Source organism: Halomonas sp. H10-59 (assembly GCF_040070555.1).
Taxonomy (GTDB): domain Bacteria; phylum Pseudomonadota; class Gammaproteobacteria; order Pseudomonadales; family Halomonadaceae; genus Halomonas; species Halomonas litopenaei.
In genome coordinates, this window is the sequence record NZ_CP098828.1 from 946,973 (window position 1) to 970,289 (window position 23,317).

General features: G+C 65.1%; 18 protein-coding genes. 15 read left to right on the forward strand and 3 right to left on the reverse strand.

Annotated features, from left to right (window positions below):
* Window positions 1–140: 140 nt before the first annotated feature.
* From lon to NFG57_RS04360, 3 genes are all read left to right on the forward strand, one after another.
* On the forward strand, window positions 141–2,588 hold the full coding sequence (gene lon, locus NFG57_RS04350) for an endopeptidase La (RefSeq protein WP_213227613.1): 2,448 nt from the start codon (window positions 141–143) through the stop codon (window positions 2,586–2,588).
* 213 nt (window positions 2,589–2,801) lie between these two features.
* The gene (gene ilvD, locus NFG57_RS04355; RefSeq protein WP_045993078.1) at window positions 2,802–4,649 is read left to right on the forward strand and encodes a dihydroxy-acid dehydratase; all 1,848 of its coding nucleotides are present in this window, start codon (window positions 2,802–2,804) and stop codon (window positions 4,647–4,649) included.
* Between the two features lie 246 nt (window positions 4,650–4,895).
* Window positions 4,896–5,987, forward strand: coding sequence for an oxidoreductase (locus NFG57_RS04360; protein ID WP_045993077.1), 1,092 nt, complete (start codon window positions 4,896–4,898; stop codon window positions 5,985–5,987).
* Window positions 5,988–6,109: 122 nt separating this feature from the next.
* On the opposite strand, the gene nudE is transcribed toward NFG57_RS04360, so the two are convergent.
* Window positions 6,110–6,694, reverse strand: a complete 585-nt coding sequence (gene nudE, locus NFG57_RS04365; RefSeq protein ID WP_348815469.1) for an ADP compounds hydrolase NudE — start codon at window positions 6,692–6,694, stop codon at window positions 6,110–6,112.
* A gap of 257 nt (window positions 6,695–6,951) precedes the next feature.
* Between nudE and yrfG the strand changes: the two genes are divergently transcribed.
* From yrfG to NFG57_RS04415, 10 genes are all read left to right on the forward strand, one after another.
* Window positions 6,952–7,632: a GMP/IMP nucleotidase gene (gene yrfG, locus NFG57_RS04370; RefSeq protein ID WP_348815470.1), complete on the forward strand. Its 681-nt coding sequence runs from the start codon at window positions 6,952–6,954 to the stop codon at window positions 7,630–7,632.
* The gene (locus tag NFG57_RS04375) at window positions 7,625–8,011 is read left to right on the forward strand and encodes a S4 domain-containing protein (RefSeq protein ID WP_108131399.1); all 387 of its coding nucleotides are present in this window, start codon (window positions 7,625–7,627) and stop codon (window positions 8,009–8,011) included. Before yrfG ends, NFG57_RS04375 begins: the two co-directional genes overlap by 8 nt.
* A gap of 96 nt (window positions 8,012–8,107) precedes the next feature.
* Window positions 8,108–8,983 (forward strand): Hsp33 family molecular chaperone HslO, encoded by an 876-nt coding sequence (hslO, locus tag NFG57_RS04380; RefSeq protein ID WP_108131400.1) that lies wholly within the window; start codon window positions 8,108–8,110, stop codon window positions 8,981–8,983.
* A gap of 329 nt (window positions 8,984–9,312) precedes the next feature.
* A complete protein-coding gene (locus NFG57_RS04385) occupies window positions 9,313–10,869 on the forward strand; it encodes a phosphoenolpyruvate carboxykinase (RefSeq protein WP_045994135.1) in 1,557 nt (518 codons plus the stop codon).
* A 235-nt stretch (window positions 10,870–11,104) separates the two neighbouring features.
* Window positions 11,105–11,602, forward strand: a complete 498-nt coding sequence (gene msrB / locus NFG57_RS04390; protein ID WP_045994136.1) for a peptide-methionine (R)-S-oxide reductase MsrB — start codon at window positions 11,105–11,107, stop codon at window positions 11,600–11,602.
* A gap of 107 nt (window positions 11,603–11,709) precedes the next feature.
* Window positions 11,710–14,079, forward strand: a complete 2,370-nt coding sequence (locus tag NFG57_RS04395; RefSeq protein WP_348815471.1) for a Tex family protein — start codon at window positions 11,710–11,712, stop codon at window positions 14,077–14,079.
* Window positions 14,080–14,249: 170 nt separating this feature from the next.
* Window positions 14,250–15,887: a glutamate--cysteine ligase gene (gene gshA, locus NFG57_RS04400; protein WP_348815473.1), complete on the forward strand. Its 1,638-nt coding sequence runs from the start codon at window positions 14,250–14,252 to the stop codon at window positions 15,885–15,887.
* The gene (locus NFG57_RS04405) at window positions 15,884–16,408 is read left to right on the forward strand and encodes a disulfide bond formation protein B (RefSeq protein WP_348815474.1); all 525 of its coding nucleotides are present in this window, start codon (window positions 15,884–15,886) and stop codon (window positions 16,406–16,408) included. The genes gshA and NFG57_RS04405 overlap by 4 nt, the downstream gene beginning before the upstream one ends.
* A gap of 152 nt (window positions 16,409–16,560) precedes the next feature.
* Complete coding sequence (rsd, locus tag NFG57_RS04410) at window positions 16,561–17,043, forward strand: sigma D regulator (RefSeq protein WP_045994140.1); 483 nt, start codon at window positions 16,561–16,563, stop codon at window positions 17,041–17,043.
* Between the two features lie 424 nt (window positions 17,044–17,467).
* Window positions 17,468–18,442, forward strand: coding sequence for a malate dehydrogenase (locus tag NFG57_RS04415; RefSeq protein ID WP_348815475.1), 975 nt, complete (start codon window positions 17,468–17,470; stop codon window positions 18,440–18,442).
* A gap of 157 nt (window positions 18,443–18,599) precedes the next feature.
* Here NFG57_RS04415 and NFG57_RS04420 read toward each other — a convergent pair whose 3' ends face one another.
* The gene (locus NFG57_RS04420) at window positions 18,600–19,256 is read right to left on the reverse strand and encodes an HAD family hydrolase (protein ID WP_045994142.1); all 657 of its coding nucleotides are present in this window, start codon (window positions 19,254–19,256) and stop codon (window positions 18,600–18,602) included.
* 221 nt (window positions 19,257–19,477) lie between these two features.
* Between NFG57_RS04420 and NFG57_RS04425 the strand changes: the two genes are divergently transcribed.
* Both NFG57_RS04425 and ptsP read left to right on the forward strand, forming a co-directional pair.
* Complete coding sequence (locus NFG57_RS04425; protein ID WP_045994143.1) at window positions 19,478–19,969, forward strand: RNA pyrophosphohydrolase; 492 nt, start codon at window positions 19,478–19,480, stop codon at window positions 19,967–19,969.
* 122 nt (window positions 19,970–20,091) lie between these two features.
* Window positions 20,092–22,353 carry a phosphoenolpyruvate--protein phosphotransferase gene (ptsP, locus tag NFG57_RS04430; RefSeq protein ID WP_045994144.1) on the forward strand — a complete coding sequence of 754 codons (2,262 nt, stop codon included), beginning with the start codon at window positions 20,092–20,094 and terminating at the stop codon, window positions 22,351–22,353.
* Between the two features lie 64 nt (window positions 22,354–22,417).
* On the opposite strand, the gene NFG57_RS04435 is transcribed toward ptsP, so the two are convergent.
* Complete coding sequence (locus tag NFG57_RS04435) at window positions 22,418–23,212, reverse strand: NRDE family protein (RefSeq protein WP_348815477.1); 795 nt, start codon at window positions 23,210–23,212, stop codon at window positions 22,418–22,420.
* Between the last annotated feature and the right edge of the window lie 105 nt (window positions 23,213–23,317).

Consider the following 23,317-nt stretch of genomic DNA (forward strand, 5'->3'; position numbering starts at 1 on the left):
CCTCCCGGCCGGGCCCGGCAGCGTCCCCGATGGCGGCACTCTGCTGCTATCCTCCTGTCACGCCTTGAACTTGGTCGTGGTCGCCCGCATTGCTGATACCCAGACGGGCAAGACGCCCCCTACTTCAGGATGAGGACACCATGAGCGATGATCGCGATCCCCGGTCCGACGATCTGGACTGGATTCCCATGAGTGGCGACGCCGAAGACGGAACCGCGGACGGCCTGGCCGATGGCGAGCAGGTCCAGGGCCATGCGGTGATTCCTGCCAGCGCCTCGCTGCCGGAACGGCTTTACCTGTTGCCGATTCACAATCGTCCCTTCTTTCCCGCCCAGGTGCAGCCGCTGGTGATCAACCGCGAACGCTGGTCCGAGACCATCGAGCGGGTCGCCAATACGCCCCATGACACCGTCGGTCTCGCCTTCGTCGGAGAGGCCGGTGTCGAGGAGCTGTCCTACGAGGACTTTCCGACCATCGGCACCGCGGTCAAGGCCCACAAGCTGCAGGGCGAGGACAACCAGATCCAGTTCATCGCCCAGGGCGTGCGACGCTTCAAGATCGAGCGCTGGCTGTCGCGCACCCCGCCGTTTCTGGTCGAGGTGTCCTACCCTCGCGAGCCGGTGGACGCGGAGGAAGACGAGACCCGCGCCTACGCCATGGCGCTGATCAACGGCATCAAGGAACTGTTGCCGATCAATCCGCTGTACGGCGAGGAACTCAAGCACTACCTCAATCGCTTCAGTCCCCACGAGCCGGGCCCGTTGACCGACTTCGCCGCCGCCATCACCTCCGCCCAGGGGCAGGAGCTGCAGGACGTGCTCGCCACGCTGCCGGTGGTGCCGCGGATGCAGAAGGTGCTGCCGCTGCTGCGCAAGGAGATCGAGGTGGCGCAGCTGCAGAGCGAGATCAGCGAGCAGGTCAACGCCCAGATGCAGGAGCGGCAGCGCGAATTCTTCCTGCGCGAGCAGCTCAAGGTGATCCAGCGTGAGCTGGGCATCTCCAAGGACGACCGTGAAAACGACGTCGACACCTTCCGCGCGCGCCTCGAGGACCGCGAGGTGCCCGAGCGGGTGCAGGAACGCATCGACGACGAGCTGGCCAAGCTGTCGGTGCTCGAGACCGGTTCGCCCGAATATGGCACCACCCGCAACTATCTGGACTGGCTGACGGCCATGCCCTGGGGCCAGCGCAGCCAGGACCAGCTGGACCTGGCCCACGCCAGACAGGTACTCGACCGCGACCATGACGGACTCACCGACGTCAAGGAGCGGATCGTCGAGTTCCTCGCCGAGGGCACCTTCAAGGGTGACGTGGGGGGCTCCATCGTGCTGCTGGTGGGACCACCAGGTGTCGGCAAGACCTCCATCGGTCGCTCCATCGCCGAGGCGCTCGGCCGTGAGTTCTATCGCTTCTCGGTGGGTGGCATGCGCGACGAGGCCGAGATCAAGGGCCACCGGCGCACCTACGTCGGCGCCATGCCCGGCAAGCTGGTCCAGGCGCTCAAGGAGGTCGAGGTCGAGAACCCGGTGATCATGCTCGACGAGATCGACAAGATGGGCCAGTCCTTCCAGGGCGATCCGGCCTCGGCCTTGCTCGAGGTGCTGGACCCGGAGCAGAACGTCGACTTCCTCGACCACTACCTGGACGTGCGTCTGGATCTGTCCAAGGTGCTGTTCGTGTGCACCGCCAATACCCTGGATTCCATCCCGCCGGCGTTGCTCGACCGTATGGAGCAGATTCGCCTGTCGGGCTACATCGCCGAAGAGAAGCAGGCCATCGCCAGGAACCACCTCTGGCCCAAGCTGCTCAAGCGCGACAATATCCCCAAAAAGCGTATCAATCTGACCGCCGCAGCCCTGCGCCAGGTGGTCGAGGGCTACGCCAGGGAGGCCGGTGTCAGGCAACTGGAGAAACAGCTGCACCGGATCGTGCGCAAGGCCGCCGTCAAGCTTCTGGAAAACGACCAGGCGACGGTCAAGGTCTCGCTCAAGAACCTCGAGGAGTTCCTCGGCGCCCCGCTGTTCCGCAAGGAAAAGGTGATGAAAGGGCAGGGCGTGGTCACCGGCCTGGCCTGGACCTCCATGGGCGGTGCCACCCTGTCCATCGAGGCCGGCAAGGTGCACGGGCTGGATCGCGGCTTCAAGCTAACAGGCCAATTGGGCGACGTGATGAAGGAGTCGGCCAACATCGCCTACAGCTATGTTCAGGGGCACCTGACCGAGTACGGCGCCGATGCCGGCTTCTTCGATGCCTCCTTTGTTCACCTGCACGTGCCGGAAGGCGCCACCCCCAAGGATGGCCCCTCGGCGGGGGTGACCATGACCACGGCGCTGCTGTCACTGGCGCGTCATCAGTCCATCGAGCGCAACCTGGCGATGACAGGCGAGCTGACGCTGACCGGACAGGTGCTGCCGGTAGGGGGCATTCGCGAGAAGGTCATCGCCGCGCGCCGCAGCGATATCTTCGAGGTGATCCTGCCCGAGGCCAATCGGCGCGACTATGACGAACTGCCGGAGTACCTCAAGGACGGCATGACCGTGCATTTCGCCAATCGGTACAAGGACGTCGCCAAGGTGGTGTTCGCCTAACGGCAATATGACGGTGCATTTCGCCGACAGTGAGCCGTCAAGCCGTTCCGGATCGGGCCCGAGGCCGCATGACGCGGTTCTTGGGCCCGTGGCGTGATGGCCTGTGCAAGGCTAGTCAGTGCCGTCTGTGCGTGACAGAATCGACAGTCTGGACACGCGACACCGCCCGGTTGCCTTCTGCATCACGGGTGGACGAAAAATGACGAGGATTCCATGCCTGAGTATCGCTCCCGTACCACCACCGCCGGTCGCAACATGGCCGGCGCTCGCGCCCTGTGGCGCGCCACCGGCATGAAGGATGGCGACTTCCAGAAGCCGATCATCGCGGTGGCGAACTCCTTCACCCAGTTCGTGCCGGGCCACGTTCACCTGAAGGACATGGGCCAGCTGGTCGCCCGTGAAATCGAAAAGGCCGGCGGTGTGGCCAAGGAATTCAACACCATCGCCGTGGACGACGGTATCGCCATGGGCCACGACGGTATGCTCTATTCGCTGCCGAGTCGCGATCTGATCGCCGACAGCGTCGAGTACATGGTCAACGCCCACTGCGCCGACGCCCTGGTGTGCATCTCCAATTGCGACAAGATCACGCCTGGAATGTTGATGGCCGCCATGCGCCTCAACGTGCCGGTGATCTTCGTCTCCGGCGGCCCCATGGAAGCCGGCAAGACCAAGCTGCTGGATCACGGCCTGGACCTGGTGGACGCCATGGTCATGGCCGCCGACGATTCGGTGGACGAGGAAACCCTGAACGAGGTCGAGCGCAGCGCCTGCCCCACCTGTGGCAGCTGCTCCGGCATGTTCACCGCCAACTCCATGAACTGCCTGACCGAGGCGCTGGGCCTGGCGCTGCCGGGCAACGGCACGGTGCTGGCCACCCACGCCGATCGCCGCCGCCTGTTCGAGACGGCGGGCGAGCGCATCGTCGAGCTGGCCAGGCGCTACTACGAAGGTGACGAAGCGCACCTGCTGCCCCGTGCCATCGGCTCCAAGGCGGCGTTCAAGAACGCCATGACCCTGGACATCGCCATGGGCGGCTCCACCAACACCATCCTGCACCTGCTGGCCGCGGCCCAGGAGGCAGGCGTCGACTTCAACATGATGGACATCGACCGGCTGAGCCGCGAAGTCCCTCAGCTGTGCAAGGTGGCGCCCAATACCCAGAAGTATCACATCGAGGATGTGCACCGGGCCGGCGGCATCATGGCGATCCTCGGCGAGCTGGATCGCGCCGGAGTGCTGGATACCTCGGTGCCCACGGTCTACGGCGACAGCCTCAAGCTGGCCCTCGACGAGTGGGACATCATGCGCAATCCGTCGGCGGAGGTGGTCAACTTCTTCAAGGCCGGCCCCGGTGGTATCCCGACCCAGACGGCGTTTTCCCAGAGCGCCCGCTGGCCGAGCCTGGACGGTGACCGCGCCACCGGTTGTATCCGCGACTACGAACACGCCTTCTCCAAGGAGGGCGGGCTCGCCGTGCTGAAGGGCAACATCGCTGAGAACGGCTGTGTGGTGAAGACCGCCGGCGTCGACGACAGCATCCTGGTGTTCGAAGGGCCGGCCCACGTGGTCGAGTCTCAGGATCAGGCGGTGGAACATATCCTTGGCGACAAGGTGAAGGAAGGCGACGTGGTGGTGATCCGCTACGAAGGCCCCAAGGGCGGCCCGGGCATGCAGGAGATGCTCTACCCGACGTCCTATCTCAAGTCCAAGGGGCTGGGCAAGGGCTGCGCCCTGCTCACCGACGGACGCTTTTCCGGCGGCACCTCAGGGCTGTCGATCGGCCACGTCTCGCCGGAGGCCGCCGCCGGCGGCGCCATCGCTCTGGTGGAAAACGGCGACCGTATCCGCATCGACATCCCCGCTCGGAGCATCAATGTCCTGCTGGACGACGCCGAGCTTGCCGAGCGCCGCCAGCGCCAGCAGGAGCGCGGCAAGGATGCCTGGAAGCCGAGCATTCAGCGTCTGCGCAAGGTGACTCCTGCGCTGAAGGCCTATGCCTTGTTGGCCACCTCGGCAGACATGGGCGCGGTGCGCGATCTGGAAAAGCTTGACGACTAATATCTGCGCTTTTTAGCACAGAGTAGCTCGATGAAGGCCGGCATACGCCGGCCTTCATCGTTGATGGCGTCCAGCGCTCAGGCGACTCGCTTGAAGAAATGAGCGACCGATCAGCGAAATGAAACAGCTTGCGTGTACGCCGGAACTCGATAATTTCCGGGGATTTGGTCATTCTGACGTGACAGGGGATCGACAGATCAAAGCAGCCCTCGACAAGATGGGCGAGATGCAGGCACGGGGACCGCTATGAAAACACAGACTCTCAATGTGGGCCTGGTGGGTTACGGCATGGCTGCCAAGACCTTCCATGCCCCCTTGATCCAGGCCGCGCCAGGGCTCGAGCTGACCTCGGTGGTCAGCTCCGACGCCGACAAGGTCTTGCGTGACCTTCCGGACGTGACGGTGCACGCCAAGCTCAACGAGCTGCTCGAGGTGCGCCACGTTGACCTGATCGTGATTGCTACACCCAACGAGCAGCACTATGCCATGGCCAAGGCGGCTCTTGCGGCAGGCAAGCACGTGGTGGTGGACAAGCCGATCACTGTGTCGGCCTCGGAGGCGCGTCAGCTCCGCGCCCAGGCGGACCGCTCGGAACTGCTGCTCAGCGTCTTTCACAATCGTCGCTGGGACTGCGACTTCCTGACGGTGCGCAAGCTTCTGGAGCAGGGCCGGCTGGGGCGAGTGACGTCCTTTACCTCGCGTTTCGATCGCTATCGACCGGCGGTGAACAACCGCTGGCGAGAGCAGCACAAGCCCGGTGGCGGCATCTGGTACGACCTCGGCCCGCATCTGCTCGATCAGGCCATAGAGCTGTTCGGCATGCCTCGGGCAATTCTGCTGGAACTGGCCTCCGCCAGAGACGGCGCCGAGGTGGATGACGACTTTCTGGCGCTGCTCGAGTACGACCGCCTCAGGGTGACCCTGCAGGCCAGTTCGCTGGTAGCCGAGCCCAGCCCGCGCTTCGTGGTGCACGGCACCGAGGGTAGCTATTCGATCTACGGGCTCGACCCCCAGGAAGGCTGGCTCAAGCAGGGACTGATGCCGAGTGAAGACTGGGGCGTCGACGATGCGCCGGGACAACTGACCCTCAACCGGGGCAGCGCCGAGGAGCCGGACCTGGTCACCGAAGAGTGGCTGTCGGAACCGGGCAATTATCCCGCCTTTTACACTGCCGTCGCTCAGACCCTGCTGCATGGCGACCCGCCGCCGGTGTCCGGCGAGCAGGCGGTGGACGTGATGACCTTGCTGGAAGCGGGGCTCGACAGCTACCGCCAGGGGCGCTGGGTGCGCCTGAAGGAAGGCAACAGCAACCTCCGCCGGCTGCACGCCCGTCGCTGAGGCGAATCAGCCAGGCACGACAAGAGGGCCTTGGCCAAGGAAGCTTGGCCAAGGCAAATTCGACCAAGGCACGTTGACCAGGGGGCCGTCAGGGCCCCCTGGTCGTATTGGTAGGGTGGGTCTTACCAAAGCGAGGTATCGGCCTGCTCGCCCTTGAGCTTGTCCCGGGCGATGTACAGCGCGGCGATGGCGCGGGCCTCGTGGAAGTCCTCCCGGGCGAGCAGCGCGGTTATGCTGTCCAGCGCATGGGTCTCCACCACCAGCGGCTCCGGCTCATCGCCCTCCAGGCGCTTGGGGTAGAGGTCGCTCGCCAGCATGACCTGCATACGCTGGCGCATATAGTTGGGCGACAGGGAAAGCTCGACCAGCGGTTCGATACGCCGGGCGCCCACACCACACTCTTCCATCAGCTCGCGGTTGGCGGCGGTGACGATATCCTCGCCGGGGTCCACGACGCCCTTGGGCAGGGTCAGTACATAGTCCTCGAAACCGACGGCGTACTCTCGGATGAGCAGCACATGGTCGGGGTCGGGCATGGCGACGATCATGACCGCGCCGATGCCCTTGCCGTTGCCAAGCAGCCGTTCGAAGTGACGCTCGGCGCCGTTGGAAAAGCGCAGTTCGAGTTCCTCGACCCGGAACAGACGGCTCTCGGCGACGGTCTTGCGTGAGAGGATGCGGGGTTTTTCCGGGGAACTGTCGTCCATGGGAGCTCCTGGGCGGTGGGATGGGCTGGTGGATCGCGTAATGAGTAGCGCAATGACTAGCGTAATGAACAGGGGGCAGGCGGGGTTGGCGGCGTCGCGGGACATCCGCCGTCCGCACCGGGCCGAGACCAGGCGCAAGGGCCCGGGCTGCGAGCCCGAATGCCTTTGAGGTACACTAACACGTTACTCAGGTGTCGGCGGACGTTCGCCGGCGCAGTGGAACAAGCATTGAGCTGGTGATGGCGGGAGATGAGGTAATGCTCGATTGGGACACCATCGATACCGTGCTGCTGGACATGGACGGCACCTTGCTGGACTTGCACTTCGACAGTCATTTCTGGCTGGAGCATCTGCCTCGCCGCTACGTAGAACTGCATAAGCTGGATGAGGCCACCCAGGAAGTGGTGCGCGCGCGGATCATCCGGGAGCAGGGCACTCTCAACTGGTACAGCCTGGCCTACTGGAGCCGCGAGCTCGACGTGGATATCGTCGCGCTCAAGCGCGAGGTCCAGCATCTGATCGGCCTGCGCGGCGATGCTCTGGACTTTCTGGGCTGGCTCAAGAGCGTCCATCCGCGAGTAGTGCTGGCGACCAACGCCGATCGCGAGAGTCTGGCGCTGAAGCTGCCGCTGACGGGCCTCGACGACTACCTGGACGCCATCGTGTCGTCTGCCGATATCGGCGAGCCCAAGGAAGAACAGGCGTTCTGGCATGCGCTCAACGAGATCGAGCCCTTCGACCGCGAGCGGACCCTGTTCATCGACGACAACGCGGCGGTGCTCGAAAGCGCCCGCGAGTACGGTATTCGCCATCTGCTGGGGATCCGCCAGCCGGACAGCCGGCGGCCGGAGAAGTCGCTCAAGGACTTTATCGCGCTGGACCGTTTCGCCGATATCATGCCCTCGGCGCCGCAGACTCCGGAGGCCCCCCGTGGATAGCGTCAGACTCGACAAGTGGCTGTGGGCGGCACGATTCTTCAAGACCCGCGCCCTGGCCAAGAAGGCCATCGAGGGTGGCAAGGTCGAGGTCGACGGGGCCAGGGCCAAGACCAGCAAGTCGGTGAGCCCCGGCATGTTGATACGTGCGCCTCAGGGCTGGGATGTGTGGGAGGTCGAGGTGCTCGAGGTCAGCGAGCAGCGTCGTGGGGCGCCGGAGGCGCGGCGGCTGTACCAGGAGACCGAGCAGAGTCGCGAACGTCGCGAGCGCGAGGCCGATCAGCGCCGCCAGGCCAACGAGGTCTTCAAGCATCCGCTCAAGCGCCCCGACAAGCGGGCGCGCCGCGATATCAAGCGCTTCCAGCGCGAGGGCGGCTCCTGACGGCGCGCGTCGCGCTCATCCCAGCGCCCTCGTCGAACACCCTTCTTTTCGTCAGACGCGCGCCCGCCGGGGCGCGCCCAGCAGAGATCGTTTTTCATGGCTGATCAGATACAGCGATTCATTATCGATGACACCAACGTCCGCGGCGAAGTCACCCGCCTGTCCGAGGCCTACGACGAGGTGCTCAAGCGTCACGAGTATCCGGCCGCCGTCAATCGTCAGCTCGGTGAACTGCTGGCGGCGGTGGCTCTGTTGACCGACACCGTGAAGCTTGACGGCACCATGACCCTCGAGGTGCGCGGCAGTGGTGACGTCTCCCTGATGATGGCGGAGTCCAATCCTGGCGGTGAGCTTCGCGCCATCGCCCGCCTCGCCGAAGATGCGGCACTGCCCGGCGATGAGGCCGGCTTTCGCGAGCTGGTGGGAGAAGGCCAGATCGTGATCACCCTCGACCCCAAGGAAGGGCGGCGCTATCAGGGTATCGTCGGCATCGAGCACGATCGCCTGGCCGGCTGCCTGGAAGCCTACTTCACCCAGTCCGAGCAGCTGCCCACGCGGCTGTGGCTGGCGGCGGACGGTGTCAGCGCCGGTGGCCTGCTGCTGCAGCGACTGCCCGACGAGTCGCTCAATCAGGATGACGACGCCTGGGATCGCGCCTATCACTTGGCTGCCACCCTCAGCGAACAGGAATTGCTGGAACTGGATGCGGCAACTTTGCTGGTGCGGCTGTTCCATGAGGAGCCATTGCGTACCTTCGAATCCAAGGCGTTGCGTTTTGGTTGTACTTGTTCTCGTTCGCGCATCGCCGGGGGACTGATGTCGCTGGGGCACGAGGAATTGCGTCAGATCGTCGCGGAGCAAGGTACGATCGAGACCCAGTGTCACTTCTGCAACACCCGCTACGCCTTCACCGCGGCCGATGTCGAAGCCTTGATCGAGGACCCCAGCGACGGCAGCCCAACGGTGCATTGAGCGGTTGCAGCGTCCAGGCCCGAGCCGTTTCGCTGGCATGAATGGCAGGCTCGAGGTTATCGGGACTGCGGTGGCGGTTGCAGGTTTGTAGTGGAATGACAGGAAATGCACCAAAAAGGCCGAAATGTTGTAATTAAACTACAATAACGTCTTGAAAAATGGGCATTTCCTGTCTCGGGGTTTTTTGCCATAATCCCCGCCGATCCCGGACGCGTCGTCAGTCGAAGAAGACGGTCGAACCGCGTAGTCGACTCGCCGGATCCCTTGCGCCGTTCGCCCTGTCGGATGGCGCCAGTCCACGAGAGAGAAGCCGAAGGCCCAGGAATCCTATGACCACCACCACGCAGTCTTCTACCGTTCACGTCAACCTCAGCACTGCCGAGCTCATCGAGCGTGCGGTGGCCCAGGGCGAGGGCCGACTGGCCTCCCACGGCGCCCTCGTGGTCAAGACGGGTGAACGTACCGGGCGCTCCCCCAAGGACCGGTTCATCGTCGACGAACCGTCCACCAGTGCCCAGATCGACTGGGGCAGCGTCAACCGTCCCTTCGACGCCGAGCGTTTCGATGCACTGTGGGAGCGAGTGGAAGGCTACCTGGGCGAGAAGGACAGCTATGTCAGCGAGCTTCACGTGGGCAGCGATCCGACCCACTACCTGCCGGTTCGTGTGACCACCGAGACCGCCTGGCACAACCTCTTTGGCCGCACCATGTTCGTGCGTCCCGAGGCCTACAATGCGTCACGCAAGGACGAGTGGGAAATCCAGAATGCCCCGCACTTCGTGTGTGAGCCGAGCCGTGACGGCACCAACTCCGATGGCTGCGTGATCATCAACTTCGCCAAGCGCCGGGTGCTGATCGCCGGCATGCGTTACGCCGGCGAGATGAAGAAGGCCATGTTCTCGGTGCAGAACTTCCTGCTGCCCGAGGCCGACGTGCTGCCCATGCACTGCAGCGCCAACGTCGGCGAAGACGGCGAGACCACCCTGTTCTTCGGCCTGTCCGGCACTGGCAAGACCACCCTGTCAGCGGACCCGGGTCGCTACCTGATCGGCGACGACGAGCACGGCTGGGGCGTCGGTACCGTGTTCAACTTCGAGGGTGGCTGCTACGCCAAGTGCATCGACCTGTCGGAAAAGAACGAGCCGGTCATCTGGAATGCCATCAAGTTCGGTACCGTGCTCGAGAACGTGGTGCTCAACGATCGTCGTGAGCCGAACTACGCCGACGACAGCCTGACCCAGAATTCCCGCGCCGCCTATCCGCTCGAGCACGTCGACAAGCGTGTGGCCGAGAACCGCGCCGGCGAGCCCAACGCCATCGTCTTTCTGACCTGTGACATGAGTGGCGTGCTGCCGCCGGTGTCGGTGCTGTCCAAGGAGGCCGCCGCCTATCACTTCCTGTCCGGCTACACCGCCAAGGTGGGCTCCACCGAGATGGGCTCTTCCAGCGGTCTGGAAGCGACCTTCTCCACCTGCTTCGGTGCGCCGTTCTTCCCGCGCCCGGCCCGCGAGTACGCGGATCTGCTGATCAAGCGCGTGGCCGAGAAGGACGCCCAGGTCTACCTGGTCAACACCGGCTGGACCGGCGGTGCTTACGGCGAGGGCGGCTCACGCTTCTCCATCCCGACCACCCGCGCCATCATCCACGCGATCCAGACCGGCGTGCTGCGTGACGTGGAAACCCGCCACATCGACGGCCTGAACCTGTCGGTGCCGGTGTCCGTGCCCGGCGTCGACTCCAGCCTGCTGGACCCGCGTCAGACCTGGGAAGACCAGGCGGCCTACGATCGCAAGCGCAGCGAACTGGCAGGCAAGTTTGTAGAGAACTTCAAGAAGTTCGACGGCGTCAGCGACGCCATCGTCAAGGCAGGCCCGAGCCTGGTCTAGGCGGCTCCGGGCCTGGTTTAACCTGCGGGTTGCCAAGGCAGTAAACGACTGAACCTTGCCGCGAGGCAGGGGTCGAGAAGAGGAGAAGGCGATGGCCTTCTCCTCTTTTTTTGCTCTTGTTCCAGCGCCTTGCCGTCGATAGTTGGCGAAGGTCCGGACGGACAGCGACGATTGAGTGTAAGGAAGGGGAGGGGCAGACCGACCCAGCACAATCCTTGACGCAGGAGACTCTACAATGAAACGACGCAATTTCCTCGCGCTGCTCGGGCTCGGCGGCCTCGCCAGCATGGTGCCGGCGGTGGCCAATGCCCGCCCGGAGCTGGAGCTTTCGCCAAGTCCCGATATCGAGCCGCTGGAATTGAGCGAGAGCGAGTGGCGTGAGCGCCTGAGCCCGGCCCAGTACGATGTGCTGCGCGAGGCAGGGACCGAGCCGGCAGGCTCCAGTCCGCTCGACGGCGAGAAGCGTGAAGGCGAATTTCGCTGTGCCGGTTGTGATCTGTTGTTATTCACCAGCGCCATGAAGTACGACTCCGGCACCGGCTGGCCGAGCTTCTACGAGCACGTGGAGGGCCACCTGCTGACCAGTGTGGACTACAAGATCCTGTGGCCGCGTACCGAGTACCACTGCGCTCGCTGTGGTGGTCATCAGGGGCACGTGTTCGAGGATGGGCCCGATCCCACCGGTCTGCGCTGGTGCAACAACGGGGTCGCGCTCAAGTTCGTTCCGGCCTGAACGAAAAGCTGCCCGGGGGATGACGCCGGGCAGCGGGTGGCGGCGGCGCAAAAGGGCGCTTTGTGATACCTTGGCCGGATCACAGACGTCGTATTGCCAAGGATTTCATGGACGCTACAGCCAAGATCATTGCCCTTCTGGCCGAAGAACTGGCGGTCAAGGCCCCTCAGATCTCCGCGACCGTCGAGCTGCTGGATGGCGGCGCGACGGTGCCGTTCATTGCGCGCTATCGCAAGGAAGTGACCGGAGGACTCGACGATACCCAGCTGCGCAACCTGGAAGAGCGCCTGGGCTATCTGCGTGAACTGGAAGAGCGCCGCACCACAGTGCTTGCGGCCATCGACGAGCAGGGCAAGCTCAGCGATTCGCTGGCCGCCAGCATCCAGGCTGCCGATACCAAGCAGCGCCTGGAAGACCTCTACCTGCCCTATCGCAAGAAGCGCCGGACCAAGGCACAGATCGCCCGGGAAGCGGGTCTCGAGCCGCTGGCCGACGCGCTGCTGGCCGATCCAACCCTCGACCCCGAGACCGAAGCCGCGGGCTACCTGCGGCCTGCCGAAGGCGAGACGCCGGCGATCGAAGACGCCAAGGCGGCGCTCGATGGCGCCAAGCAGATCCTGATGGAGCGCTTCGCCGAGGACCCCGAGCTGGTCGGACGCCTGCGCGAGAGGCTGTGGAGCGAGGGCGAGCTGTCCAGCCGCGTGATCGCCGGCAAGGAGCAGGAGGGCGCCAAGTTCTCCGACTACTTCGAACACGACGAACGGCTCGCCAAGGTGCCTTCTCACCGCGCCCTGGCGATGTTCCGTGGCCGCAACGAGGGTGTGCTGGCGCTGGCGTTGCGCCTGCCTGGCGAAGACGAGGCGCCGGTGCACCCAGCCCAGGTCGCCATCGCGCGTCACTTCGAGATTCGCGACGAGGGGCGCAAGGCCGACCGCTGGCTGGCCGAGGTGGTGCGCTGGACATGGCGGGTCAAGCTCTACACCCATCTCGAGACCGAGCTGATGGGGCGTCTGCGTGAGCGGGCAGAAGGCGAGGCCATCGACGTCTTCGCCGCCAACCTCAAGGATCTGCTGCTGGCGGCGCCGGCCGGCCCCAAGGCCACGCTGGCCATCGATCCCGGCCTGCGCACCGGCTGCAAGGTGGCGGTGGTCGATGCCACCGGGCAGTTCCTCGAGCAGGCCACCATCTTTCCCCACGCCCCGCGGAATCAGTGGGATGCGTCGCTTGCCGAACTGGCGAAACTGGTCAAGAAACACGGCGTCGAGCTGATCGCCGTAGGCAACGGTACCGCCAGCCGGGAGACCGATCGGCTGGCCGGGGATCTGCTCAAGGCGATGAAGGATCCCCGGTTGTCGAAGGTCATGGTCTCGGAGGCGGGGGCCTCGGTGTACTCTGCCTCCGAGTATGCCTCCCGCGAGCTGCCTGATCTCGACGTGACCATTCGTGGCGCGGTGTCGATCGCGCGCCGCCTGCAGGACCCCCTGGCCGAGCTGGTCAAGATCGAACCCAAGTCCATCGGCGTCGGCCAGTACCAGCACGACGTCTCCCAGGTCCAGCTGTCACGCAGCCTCGAGGTGGTCATCGAGGACTGCGTCAACGCGGTGGGGGTCGACCTCAATACCGCCTCCTCGGCGCTGCTGTCGCGGGTGGCGGGGCTCAATCCGGGGCTGGCCGAGAACATCGTCACCCAGCGCAACGCCAAGGGCGCCTTCCGTGATCGCCGTGATCTGCTCGAGGTGTCCCGGCTGGGGCCCAAGACGTTCGAGCAGTGCGCCGGCTTCCTGCGCATCATGAACGGCGCCAATCCGCTGGACGCTAGCGCCGTGCACCCGGAGGCCTATCCGCTGGTCGAGCGCATCGCCGAGCGCAGCGGGCGCGAGCTGTCCGGGCTGATCGGCGACAGCGCCACGCTGAAGGCGCTCAAGCCCAGCGAGTTTGCCGACGAGCGCTTCGGGGTGCCCACCGTCAGCGATATCATCGCCGAGCTCGACAAGCCTGGCCGCGACCCTCGTCCCGAGTTCCGTGCAGCGCAGTTCCGCGAGGGCGTCGAGACGCTCAAGGACCTCGAGCCGGGCATGGTGCTGGAAGGTACCGTGACCAATGTCACCCACTTCGGTGCCTTCGTCGATATCGGTGTGCATCAGGACGGTCTTGTGCACATTTCAGCGCTGTCGGACCGCTTCGTCGAGGATCCACGCACCGTGGTCAAGGCGGGCGACATCGTCAAGGTCAAGGTGATGAACGTGGATCTGCAGCGCTCGCGTATCGGGCTGTCCATGCGCATGGACGATACTCCCGACAGCGCCGACGGAGGTGACGCTCGCCAGGCCCCCAGACGTCGCGAAGGCGGTGGCAAGGGCAAGGGCCCTCGGAGCCAGCAGGGTCGCGGTCAGGCAGGCAAGGGAGGGCGCGACGAGGCCGCTCCCATGGGCGCCCTGGGTGCCGCTCTGCTCAAGGCGAAGCAGGGTCGTTCTTGAAACCTGCCAATGGAACGCCATAATCTGTCGACCTTATCCAGCGATCTCGACTGTCGACCTTCGCTGTCGACCGTATCTGTCGACTGAAACAACGGGCGCCTGAGCGCCCGTTGCCGTCGCCGCCATTCGAAGCAGGCCCCCGGGCCCTTCCACGACACGGGGTGTTCACCTTGTCCACTCAGCTTTCTTCGCTCCTCGAACGCCTGCGCGGCCCGGCGGCCGCACGACGCTTCGGCCGCCTGCGCCGCGGCATTGAAAAGGAGGGGCTTCGGGTCGACGACCGCGGCGTGATCGCGGCGACCTTCCATCCCCGGGCGCTGGGCTCCAAACTGACCCACCCCCATATCACCACGGACTACTCCGAGGCGCTGCTGGAGTACATCACGCCGGTCTACAGCCGTCCCGACGAGGCGCTGGAATTTCTGGCCGATCTCCATCGCTACACCTATCGCCATCTGGACGGAGAGTGGATCTGGCCGGCCAGCATGCCTTCCCGGCTCAATGGCAACGACAGCGTGCCCATTGCCGACTACGGGAGCTCCAACGTCGGCACCATGAAGCATGTCTATCGTCGCGGCCTGGACGCTCGCTACGGGCGGATCATGCAGTCGATCGCCGGCATCCACTACAACGTGTCGCTGCCCGACGACCTGTGGACGCTGCTGCAGACCCTGGACGAGCAGGAGCAGGTGTCCATGGGCGAGTACCGCTCGTCGCGCTACTTCGGACTGATCCGCAACTTCCGGCGCCATAGCTGGCTACTGCTGTATCTGTTCGGTGCATCGCCCGCCATCGACGACAGCTTCCTGGATGATGGCGAGATCCCCGAGGGGCTGGAACGCCTCGGCGAGCGCACCCTGGTATCTCGCTATGCGACGAGCTTGCGGATGTCCGATCTGGGCTACCAGAACAAGGTGCAGGATCAGCTCAAGATCTGCTTCAATTCGTTGTCGAATTACGTCAACACTCTGCGCCATGCCATCGCCACCGGCTGGCCGGACTACGAGGCGTTGGGTGTGCGTGATGGCGATAGCTGGCGTCAGCTCAACGCCAACATCCTGCAGATCGAGAACGAGTACTACAGCGATATCCGTCCCAAGCGGGTCACCCGTCACGACGAGACACCGAGCCAGGCCCTCGAGGCCCGCGGTGTCGAGTACATCGAGGTCCGCTGTCTGGATATCGATCCCTTCGCTACCCTGGGGATCGATGCCGCCCAGACCCGCTTTCTCGACACCTTCCTGGTGTGGTGTCTGCTGTCCGACAGTCCCTGGATCTCCGACGAGGAGTGTGACCACCTGGACGACAATCGGCGCCTGGTGGTGGAGCGCGGTCGCGAGCCCGGGCTCGAGCTCAATGACCGAGGCAACCGCCGCGGTCTGGTCGACTGGAGTCGTGCCATCGTCGCCGAGATGCGCGAGGTCGCCGCGCTGCTCGACCAGCTCGAGGATGGCAGTCCCCACCAGCAGGCGGTGGACGCGATCGCGCCGCGCATCGATAATCCGTCGCTGACGCCTTCTGCTCGCGTGCTGGCGCGCCTCGAGGACAACGGTGAGGAGTTTGTCGAGGCCATGGTCGCCATCGCCCGTGAGCAGGCCGCTGCGCTGGCTGACGAGCCGCTCAATCGGTGTCGTGCGTCCATGCTGGAAGACCTGGTCGAGACCTCTCATCAGCAGCAGCGGGAGATCGAGGCATCCGACACCAGCGATTTTGCTCAATTCCTGAGCGACTATTTCAGCCGAGCCCGGGAGACCCGGGCGTTGGCACCCACGGATCAACCGACCCATAGCGGAGAGAGCCTGAAATGAGCGAGTGGAGCCAGCGGCAGTGGAGCCTGGCGGGACTGGGCTTTTGCGTGGCAATGATGGCCGTGGCCCTGGGGCTTGAGCACCTGGTCGGGCTCGAGCCCTGTCCGCTTTGTGTGTTTCAGCGGGTGGCGGTGATCGCGGCAGGGCTGGTGTTTGCCGTGGCCGCGCTGCATGGACCTCGTGGTGCATTCGCCACAGTGGCCTACAGCGGTCTGGCGGCCCTGGCGGTGCTGTCCGGGATCGCCGTTGCCGGGCGTCATCTGTGGCTGCAGTCGCTGCCGGCGGATCAGGTGCCGAGCTGTGGCCCCGGTCTCGATTACATGATCGATGTGCTGCCGCTGCAGAAGGTCATCGCCTCGGTGTTGTCCGGCTCCGGCGAGTGCGCCGAGGTCGGCGCTACCCTGCTCGGGCTGTCGCTGCCAGGCTGGACGCTGATCGGCTTTGTGGTACTGCTGGCGGTGCCGGTGGGCATGCTCACGACGCTGCGGGCCACGACCAGCGGCTATCGCTGGAACGGCTGAAGCTTGGCGGTAGAGGCGTTCTCTGCGCCGTTTTGCTGTCGGTGATGACGGCCAATCAGGTACTTGGCATGCATTCGTTGACAGGGGCGGCGGCACGAGGGAGTCTGTTCATCCGCCTGGATTCGGGGTGAGGCAGTGCTAGGGAGGCCGCCATGTTGGAAGATTGCAAGACCGCTCGCGAACGCTGGGGAGGCGTCCATCGACTGATCGACCGCTGGCTCGAGCAGCGCGAGGGTCTGCTCGTTGTCTTGAATGAGCTCGAACAGTCATGCGATGCGGATCTGGAAACCATCACCAAGGAACGCATCGACACCTTCAGCGAGACGCTGATGGACTACATCAGCGCCGGCCATTTCGAGGTCTATCCGCAACTGAGGGAAGAGGCGCGTGCCTTCGATGACACGTCGGCACTGAATATCGCCGATCGTCTGCTGGAACGCCTCGAGATGTCCACCGAACTGGTGCTGTCCTTCGACGAGGACTACTCTACTCCGGTGCGCTGCCAACGCTTTCTGCCGCGTTTGCCGGCCTGGCTCGAGCGTCTGAAGAAGGGTCTGTCGGAGCGCTTCGGCCTGGAAGATCAGCTGATTGCACGGCTCCACGACGAGCACGCTCCCGCCGAAGGCATCTCCTGACAGGGGGTGCCGGCGGTGAAGGAGGGCTGTGAGGGCGGACAGTGAGTGAGAGGGTGAGTGAGAGGGTGAGTGAGCGCGCAAGGCCAACGCGGCGCCTTGATCGCCTTCGATAACACCGAAGGCTTTGGCGTCGTCGTTCGCACCAGGCCGCCGATTTCGCCCGCTCCCGATACTCGAGGATCCGACACTTCTGGATCTGGCTCTTGAGGGGCCGCCACGTCAGGTCGTCCAGGCGGACGTGGCTGGCGACAGCCCAGGTCGGCGGTGCCATGCCAGGTCAATTGCGTCGGGCCGATTGAGTTTTGTGCACTGCAAGCATAAGATTTTCCGCGTCCTGAACGCCGCCCGAGGCAGCCAAGGTGTCGGCCGACGTCTGCAAGATGCCGCCCGGGCCCCTTCACGGCGACAATCCCAAGGAGCCATGATGAAAGACCCCGTACGTATTGCCATTACCGGTGCCGCCGGTCAGATCAGCTACTCTCTCGCTTTCCGTATCGCCGCCGGCGACATGCTGGGCCCGGACCAGCCGGTCATCCTGCAGCTGCTCGAGATCACTCCGGCCATGGAAGCGCTGAATGGCGTGGTGATGGAGCTCAACGACTGTGCCTTCCCGCTGGTTCAGGACATCGTCGCCACCGACGATGCCAACGTGGCCTTCAAGGACGCCGACTTCGCCCTGCTGGTGGGTGCCCGTCCGCGCGGTCCGGGCATGGAGCGCAAGGACCTGCTCGAGGCCAACGCCGCCATCTTCTCCGCCCAGGGCAAGGCCATCAACGACAACGCCAGCCGTGACGTTCGCGTGCTGGTGGTGGGCAACCCGGCCAACACCAACGCCCTGATCGCCTCCTGCAACGCGCCGGACCTCGACGCCGGTCAGTTCACCGCGATGATGCGTCTGGACCACAACCGGGCCAAGACCCAGCTGGCGCAGAAGGCCGGCAAGCACGTCACCGACGTCGACAGCATGATCGTCTGGGGTAACCACAGCGCGACCCAGTACCCGGATCTGTCCCACTGCAAGGTCGACGGCAAGCCGGCCTTCGACCTGGTCGAGCGCGACTGGTACGAAAACGACTTCATCCCGACCGTGCAGCAGCGTGGCGCCGCCATCATCAAGGCGCGTGGTGCATCCTCCGCTGCCTCCGCCGCATCCGCCGCCATCGATCACATGCGTGATTGGGCGCTGGGCAGCGACGGCATCGTCAGCATGGGCATTCCCGCCGACGGCAGCTACGGCGTCGAGCCGGGCATCATGTATTCCTACCCGGTGGTGTGCAAGGGCGGCAAGTACGAGATCGTCCAGGGCCTCGAGGTCGACGAGTTCAGCCGCACCAAGATGAAGGCAACCGAAGACGAGCTGCGCGAAGAGCGCGCTGCGGTCGAGCACCTGCTGGGCTGATATCGGTCTCGCAAGGCCCGACAGGGCCTTGCAGAGCATCGCCGGCACGTCGGCCAGCGGTCATCGTGCCAACGAAGAACCCCGCCACATTGTGGCGGGGTTCTTTTGTGGACGGCGTCGGCGTCGTGCGAGGGGGCTTGGCTCAACCGCGCTTGGCTCAACCGCGCAGGGAGATGATCTTCCAGCCCTTGGCCTCGGCGACTTCGCGCAAGGCAGGGTCCGGGTCCACCGCGACCGGATGATCGACCTGCTCGAGCAGCGGCAGGTCGTTGTGGGAGTCGCTGTAGAACCAGGCGCCGTCGAGGGTGTCGTCGCGCTCAGAAAGCCACTGTTCCAGGCGGGTCACCTTGCCCTGCTGAAAGCTCGGCACGCCGCTGACCCGGCCGGTGTAGCGGCCATCGACGAGCTCCGGTTCCACGGCGATCAGGTCATCGATGCCCAGGCGTTCGGCGATGGGGCCAGTGATGAAGCGATTGGTAGCGGTGATGATCAGCAGGGTGTCGCCCCGTGCGCGGTGGCGGGCGATCAGTTCCTCGGCCTGGGGCAGGATGGCGGGCTCGATCTTGCTGGCCATGAACTGCTGGTGCCAGGCGGCGAGCTGTTCCATGGAATTGTCCGCCAGTGGCTTCAGGGCCACCTCCAGGAAGGCCATCATGTCGAGACGACCGGCGTCGTAGTCGGCCTTGAAACGGTCATTGGCCTCGCGATAGGCCACCGCGTCCACGGCGCCCTGCTCGAGCAGGAATTCGCCCCAGGCATGGTCGCTGTCGATCGACAGCAGGGTATTGTCCAAATCGAAGATGGCCAGACTCAAGGTGTGTCTCCCGGCGCTTGGGTGAGGCGACCTCCCGGCCCGGCGATCTGTGTCGGAGTGGCCAGCAACAGGCGTACGTCATGCCCATGGGCCCCTGGCCCGGGAAGGCCACAAAGGGGGCGATTATGTCAGAACCTCGGCAGGGGTTCGAGATGTCGTATTGATGCGCTTCGAGCCATTGTGGAAGAATGCAGTCAATACCGATTGGAAAGGTGAAGCCCGTGATCGACGCAGACGGCTTTCGCCCCAACGTTGGCATCATCATCGTCAACGACCAGGGGCAGCTGCTATGGGCGCGTCGGGTAGGGCAGAACGCGTGGCAATTTCCCCAGGGAGGCATCAAGTCAGATGAGACGCCCCAGCAGGCTTTGTTCAGAGAGCTCCACGAAGAAATCGGCCTGACCGCCGAGGATGTGGAGGTACTGGCCTGCACCAGGGGGTGGCTACGCTACCGCCTGCCGCGACGCATGGTTCGCACACATTCGCGCCCAGTGTGCATAGGACAGAAACAGAAGTGGTTCCTGCTGCGGATCCGCTGCCAGGAAAGCCGCATCTGTGTGGATGGCACCCCCAAGCCCGAGTTCGATGGCTGGCGTTGGGTCAGTTACTGGTATCCGCTGGGGCAGGTGGTACCGTTCAAGAGGGAGGTCTACCGCCGAGCACTACGTGAGCTATTGCCTCGCGCCCAGAGCCTGGCGCTGGAGAAGGGATGAATCCAGCGCCCGCGGCAGCACATCAGCCACGTCGGCGAGAGGCCGGTGGCGTTGCTGCCTCCCACTTATCGTTCGGTCGCCCCATGGCCGGACCAGTACAAGAACAGGGGTGAGACCTTTCCATGCTCAAGGTCCTGCAACGAATCATTCAGGAGGTCAACAGCGCGCGCAGCCTGGACGCGGCGCTGGCGACCCTGGTGCGCCGGACACGCAAGGCGATGCAGACCGATGTCTGTTCGTTCTACCTGTTTGACGGCGAACGCGATGCGCTGGTGCTGATGGAGACCATCGGCCTGAGAACCCAGGCGGTGGGCCAGGTGGCGCTGCCGGTAGGGGAGGGGCTGGTCGGCACCGTGGCCCGCCGCGAGGAACCGCTCAACCTGGAGGACGCCCAGGCTCACCCCAGTTTCCGTTACTTCGAGGCCACCGGTGAAGAGCGCTACTCGAGCTTTCTCGGTGTGCCCATCATCCATCAGCGCCGCATGCTCGGTGTACTGGTGGTGCAACAGGCAGAGCGTCGTCGTTACGATGAATCCGACGAGGCCTTCCTGGTCACCATGGGCGCCCAGCTTGCCGGCGTGCTGGCCCATGCGCTGGCCACCGGTGGGTTGACCTGCCCGGCCTTTCCCGGCGTCCAGGCGACCTTCATCGGGGTCGCCGCCTCACCCGGCATGGCCATCGGCGAGGCGGTGGTGCTGTCACCGCCGGCCGATCTCGACAGCGTGCCGGATCTGGTGCCCACCGACGTCGAGTTCGAGATCGCACGGCTCAAGGACGCCATCGCTCGGGTGCGCGAAGAGATTCGTGCCGCCGGCGAGCGGCTGGCCAATCGTATCTCGGCCCAGGAACTGGCGCTGTTCGACGTCTATCAGCAGATGCTCGGCGAGGCGGCGCTGTCCCAGGAAGTCGAAAAGCGTATCCGCGAGGGCCAGTGGGCGCCCGGCGCCCTGGCCGACGTGGTGCGCCGCCATGTGCAGTATCTTGAGCGTGTGGACGACGATTACCTGAGAGAGCGTGCCGCCGACGTGCGCGATCTCGGACGCCGAGTGCTGGCCCATCTGCAGGAAGAGTCGCCGCGGTTGCCCGAACACTACCCCCAGGGGGCCATCCTGATCGGTGACGAGATCAGCGTCGCGCTGCTTGGCGAGGTGCCCCGGGACCGACTTGGCGGACTGATCTCGGTACGAGGGTCGAGCAACTCCCATGTGGCCATCATCGCCCGTGCCATGGGGATTCCGCTGGTGTCGGGGATGATCGACCTGCCATTGCCGCGACTCGACGGCGCCCCGCTGGTGCTGGATGGTCACCGAGGGCGCGTGTTCGTGCGTCCTGGCCCGGAGCTGGTGGCCCATTACCAGAGCCAGATCGACGAGGAGAAGGCCCTGGCGGCGCTGCTCGAACACGAGCAGGACCTGCCCAGCGTGACCCCGGACGGTCACGCCATGACGCTGATGGTCAATACCGGACTGACCGTCGATACGGTCGCATCGCTCAAGACGCGTATCGGCGGGGTAGGGCTGTATCGCACCGAAGTGCCGTTCATGATCACCGAACGTTTCCCCGGCGAGCAGGAGCAGACCCGGCTGTACAGGGAGCAGCTCGAGAGCTTTGCACCGCTTCCGGTGGTGATGCGGACCCTGGATATCGGTGGCGACAAGGACCTGCCGTACTTCCCCATCGAAGAGGCCAACCCCTTTCTCGGCTGGCGCGGTATTCGCGTCACCCTGGATCACCCCGAAGTGCTGATGGTCCAGCTGCGCGCCATGCTCCGGGCCTCCCAGGGGCTCGACAACCTCGAGCTGCTGCTGCCCATGGTGACCAATGTCGATGAAGTCGATGACACCCTGAAGCTGATCGAGCGGGCGATCATCGAGCTGGGCGAAGAGGGGGTGGAAGTGCGCCGGCCGCGCCTCGGGGTGATGCTCGAGGTGCCGGCGACGCTCTACCAGCTCAAGGCACTGGCGGCGCGGGTCGACTTTTTCTCCGTGGGCAGCAACGACCTGACCCAGTACCTGCTGGCGGTGGATCGCAACAACCCGCGGGTCGCCGACCTCTACGATTCCTGTCACCCTGCGGTGCTGTCGGCGCTGCATCGCCTGGCCGCCGAGAGCAGCGAGCTGAACGTGCCGACCTCGGTGTGTGGCGAACTCGCCGGCGACCCGGCAGGTGCGCTGCTGCTGATGGGCATGGGCTTCCGGGTGCTGTCGATGAATGGCCCCAACCTGCCGCGTGTGCGGGCGGCCATTCGCCGGGTATCGCGGGAGGCGGCAGCCGAGCTGGTGGAGCAGACCCTTGCGCTGGATACGCCAGCCGAGGTGCGCGCCCACCTGGCGAACCGCATGCAGGCCTGGCAGCTGGCCCATCTGCTGCCGCCCAGGGATTGAGCGAGGCAGCGGCCGTCAAGGATGGCCGCGCGCCTTGGCATCTCGCAGCGTGGCCAGCGACTCTTCAGCCGTCTCGGTCGATGGTCAGCGCCAGCCGGGTCTCGCCCTGAGGCCGCCCGCCCGGGCCAAAGCGCCGTTCCGAGATGTCGAAACGCTCGCCGTTCACGTCGCGGTGCAGCGTCAACTCGCTGGTGGCACGGGTGCCGTAGTCGTCGCCGACGATAAAGGCCGGTGACAGGAAGCGTTCGAGCTCCAGCCCCACGCCGGTGTCCGGCAGGCTAGCGTCCGGCGCCGGGTGGCGGTCGAGGAAGCCCTGGCGGGCGTTTGCCAGGGAGGCGTGTCTGGCCTCGGCGATGTCTTCGGCCAGGGCGTTGCGCACCTGGACCAGCTTGGGCCAGGGGGTATCCAGAGAGGCGTTGGACAGGCCGTGCACTCCGGCCTCGACCGCCTGCAGTGCGCAGCCGTGGCGATGCCGCTCGAGGTGCCAAAGCCGCTTGCCGTCGCCGATCAGCAGATTGAAGCCACCGTAGCGCAATGCCTCGCCCGCACTCTGGCATTCGAGCCAGGCCTCGAGGTCATCGGTTTCGAGGCCACGGCGCACCAGCAGGCCGCGGCTTTCGCTCGGTTGCGGTGGTATCAGTTCGGGGTCGCGAACATTGGTGATGGCGGCGAAGCGGCCGCGACGATGGAGGCCGAGCCAGGTCCCGCCGGCCTCGAGGTCGCGACCGGCGACCAGTCCCGGGGCGTCCGGCCAGGCGGCCAGGGGCGCGGTGGGGCGCGAGTGGACCTCGTCGCGGCTGGCGATCAAGGTGATCGGCCGCGCACTGTCCGGGGCGAAGTGAAAGGCAATCAGGCACATGGGCGCAGCGTAGCCGGATTTTCTGCCCAGGGGAATCCGGGGAGAGCCTGCAACTGTGCCACCATGACAGGCTGCGGCCGGCAACGTACACTCTTGGCTTCTTCA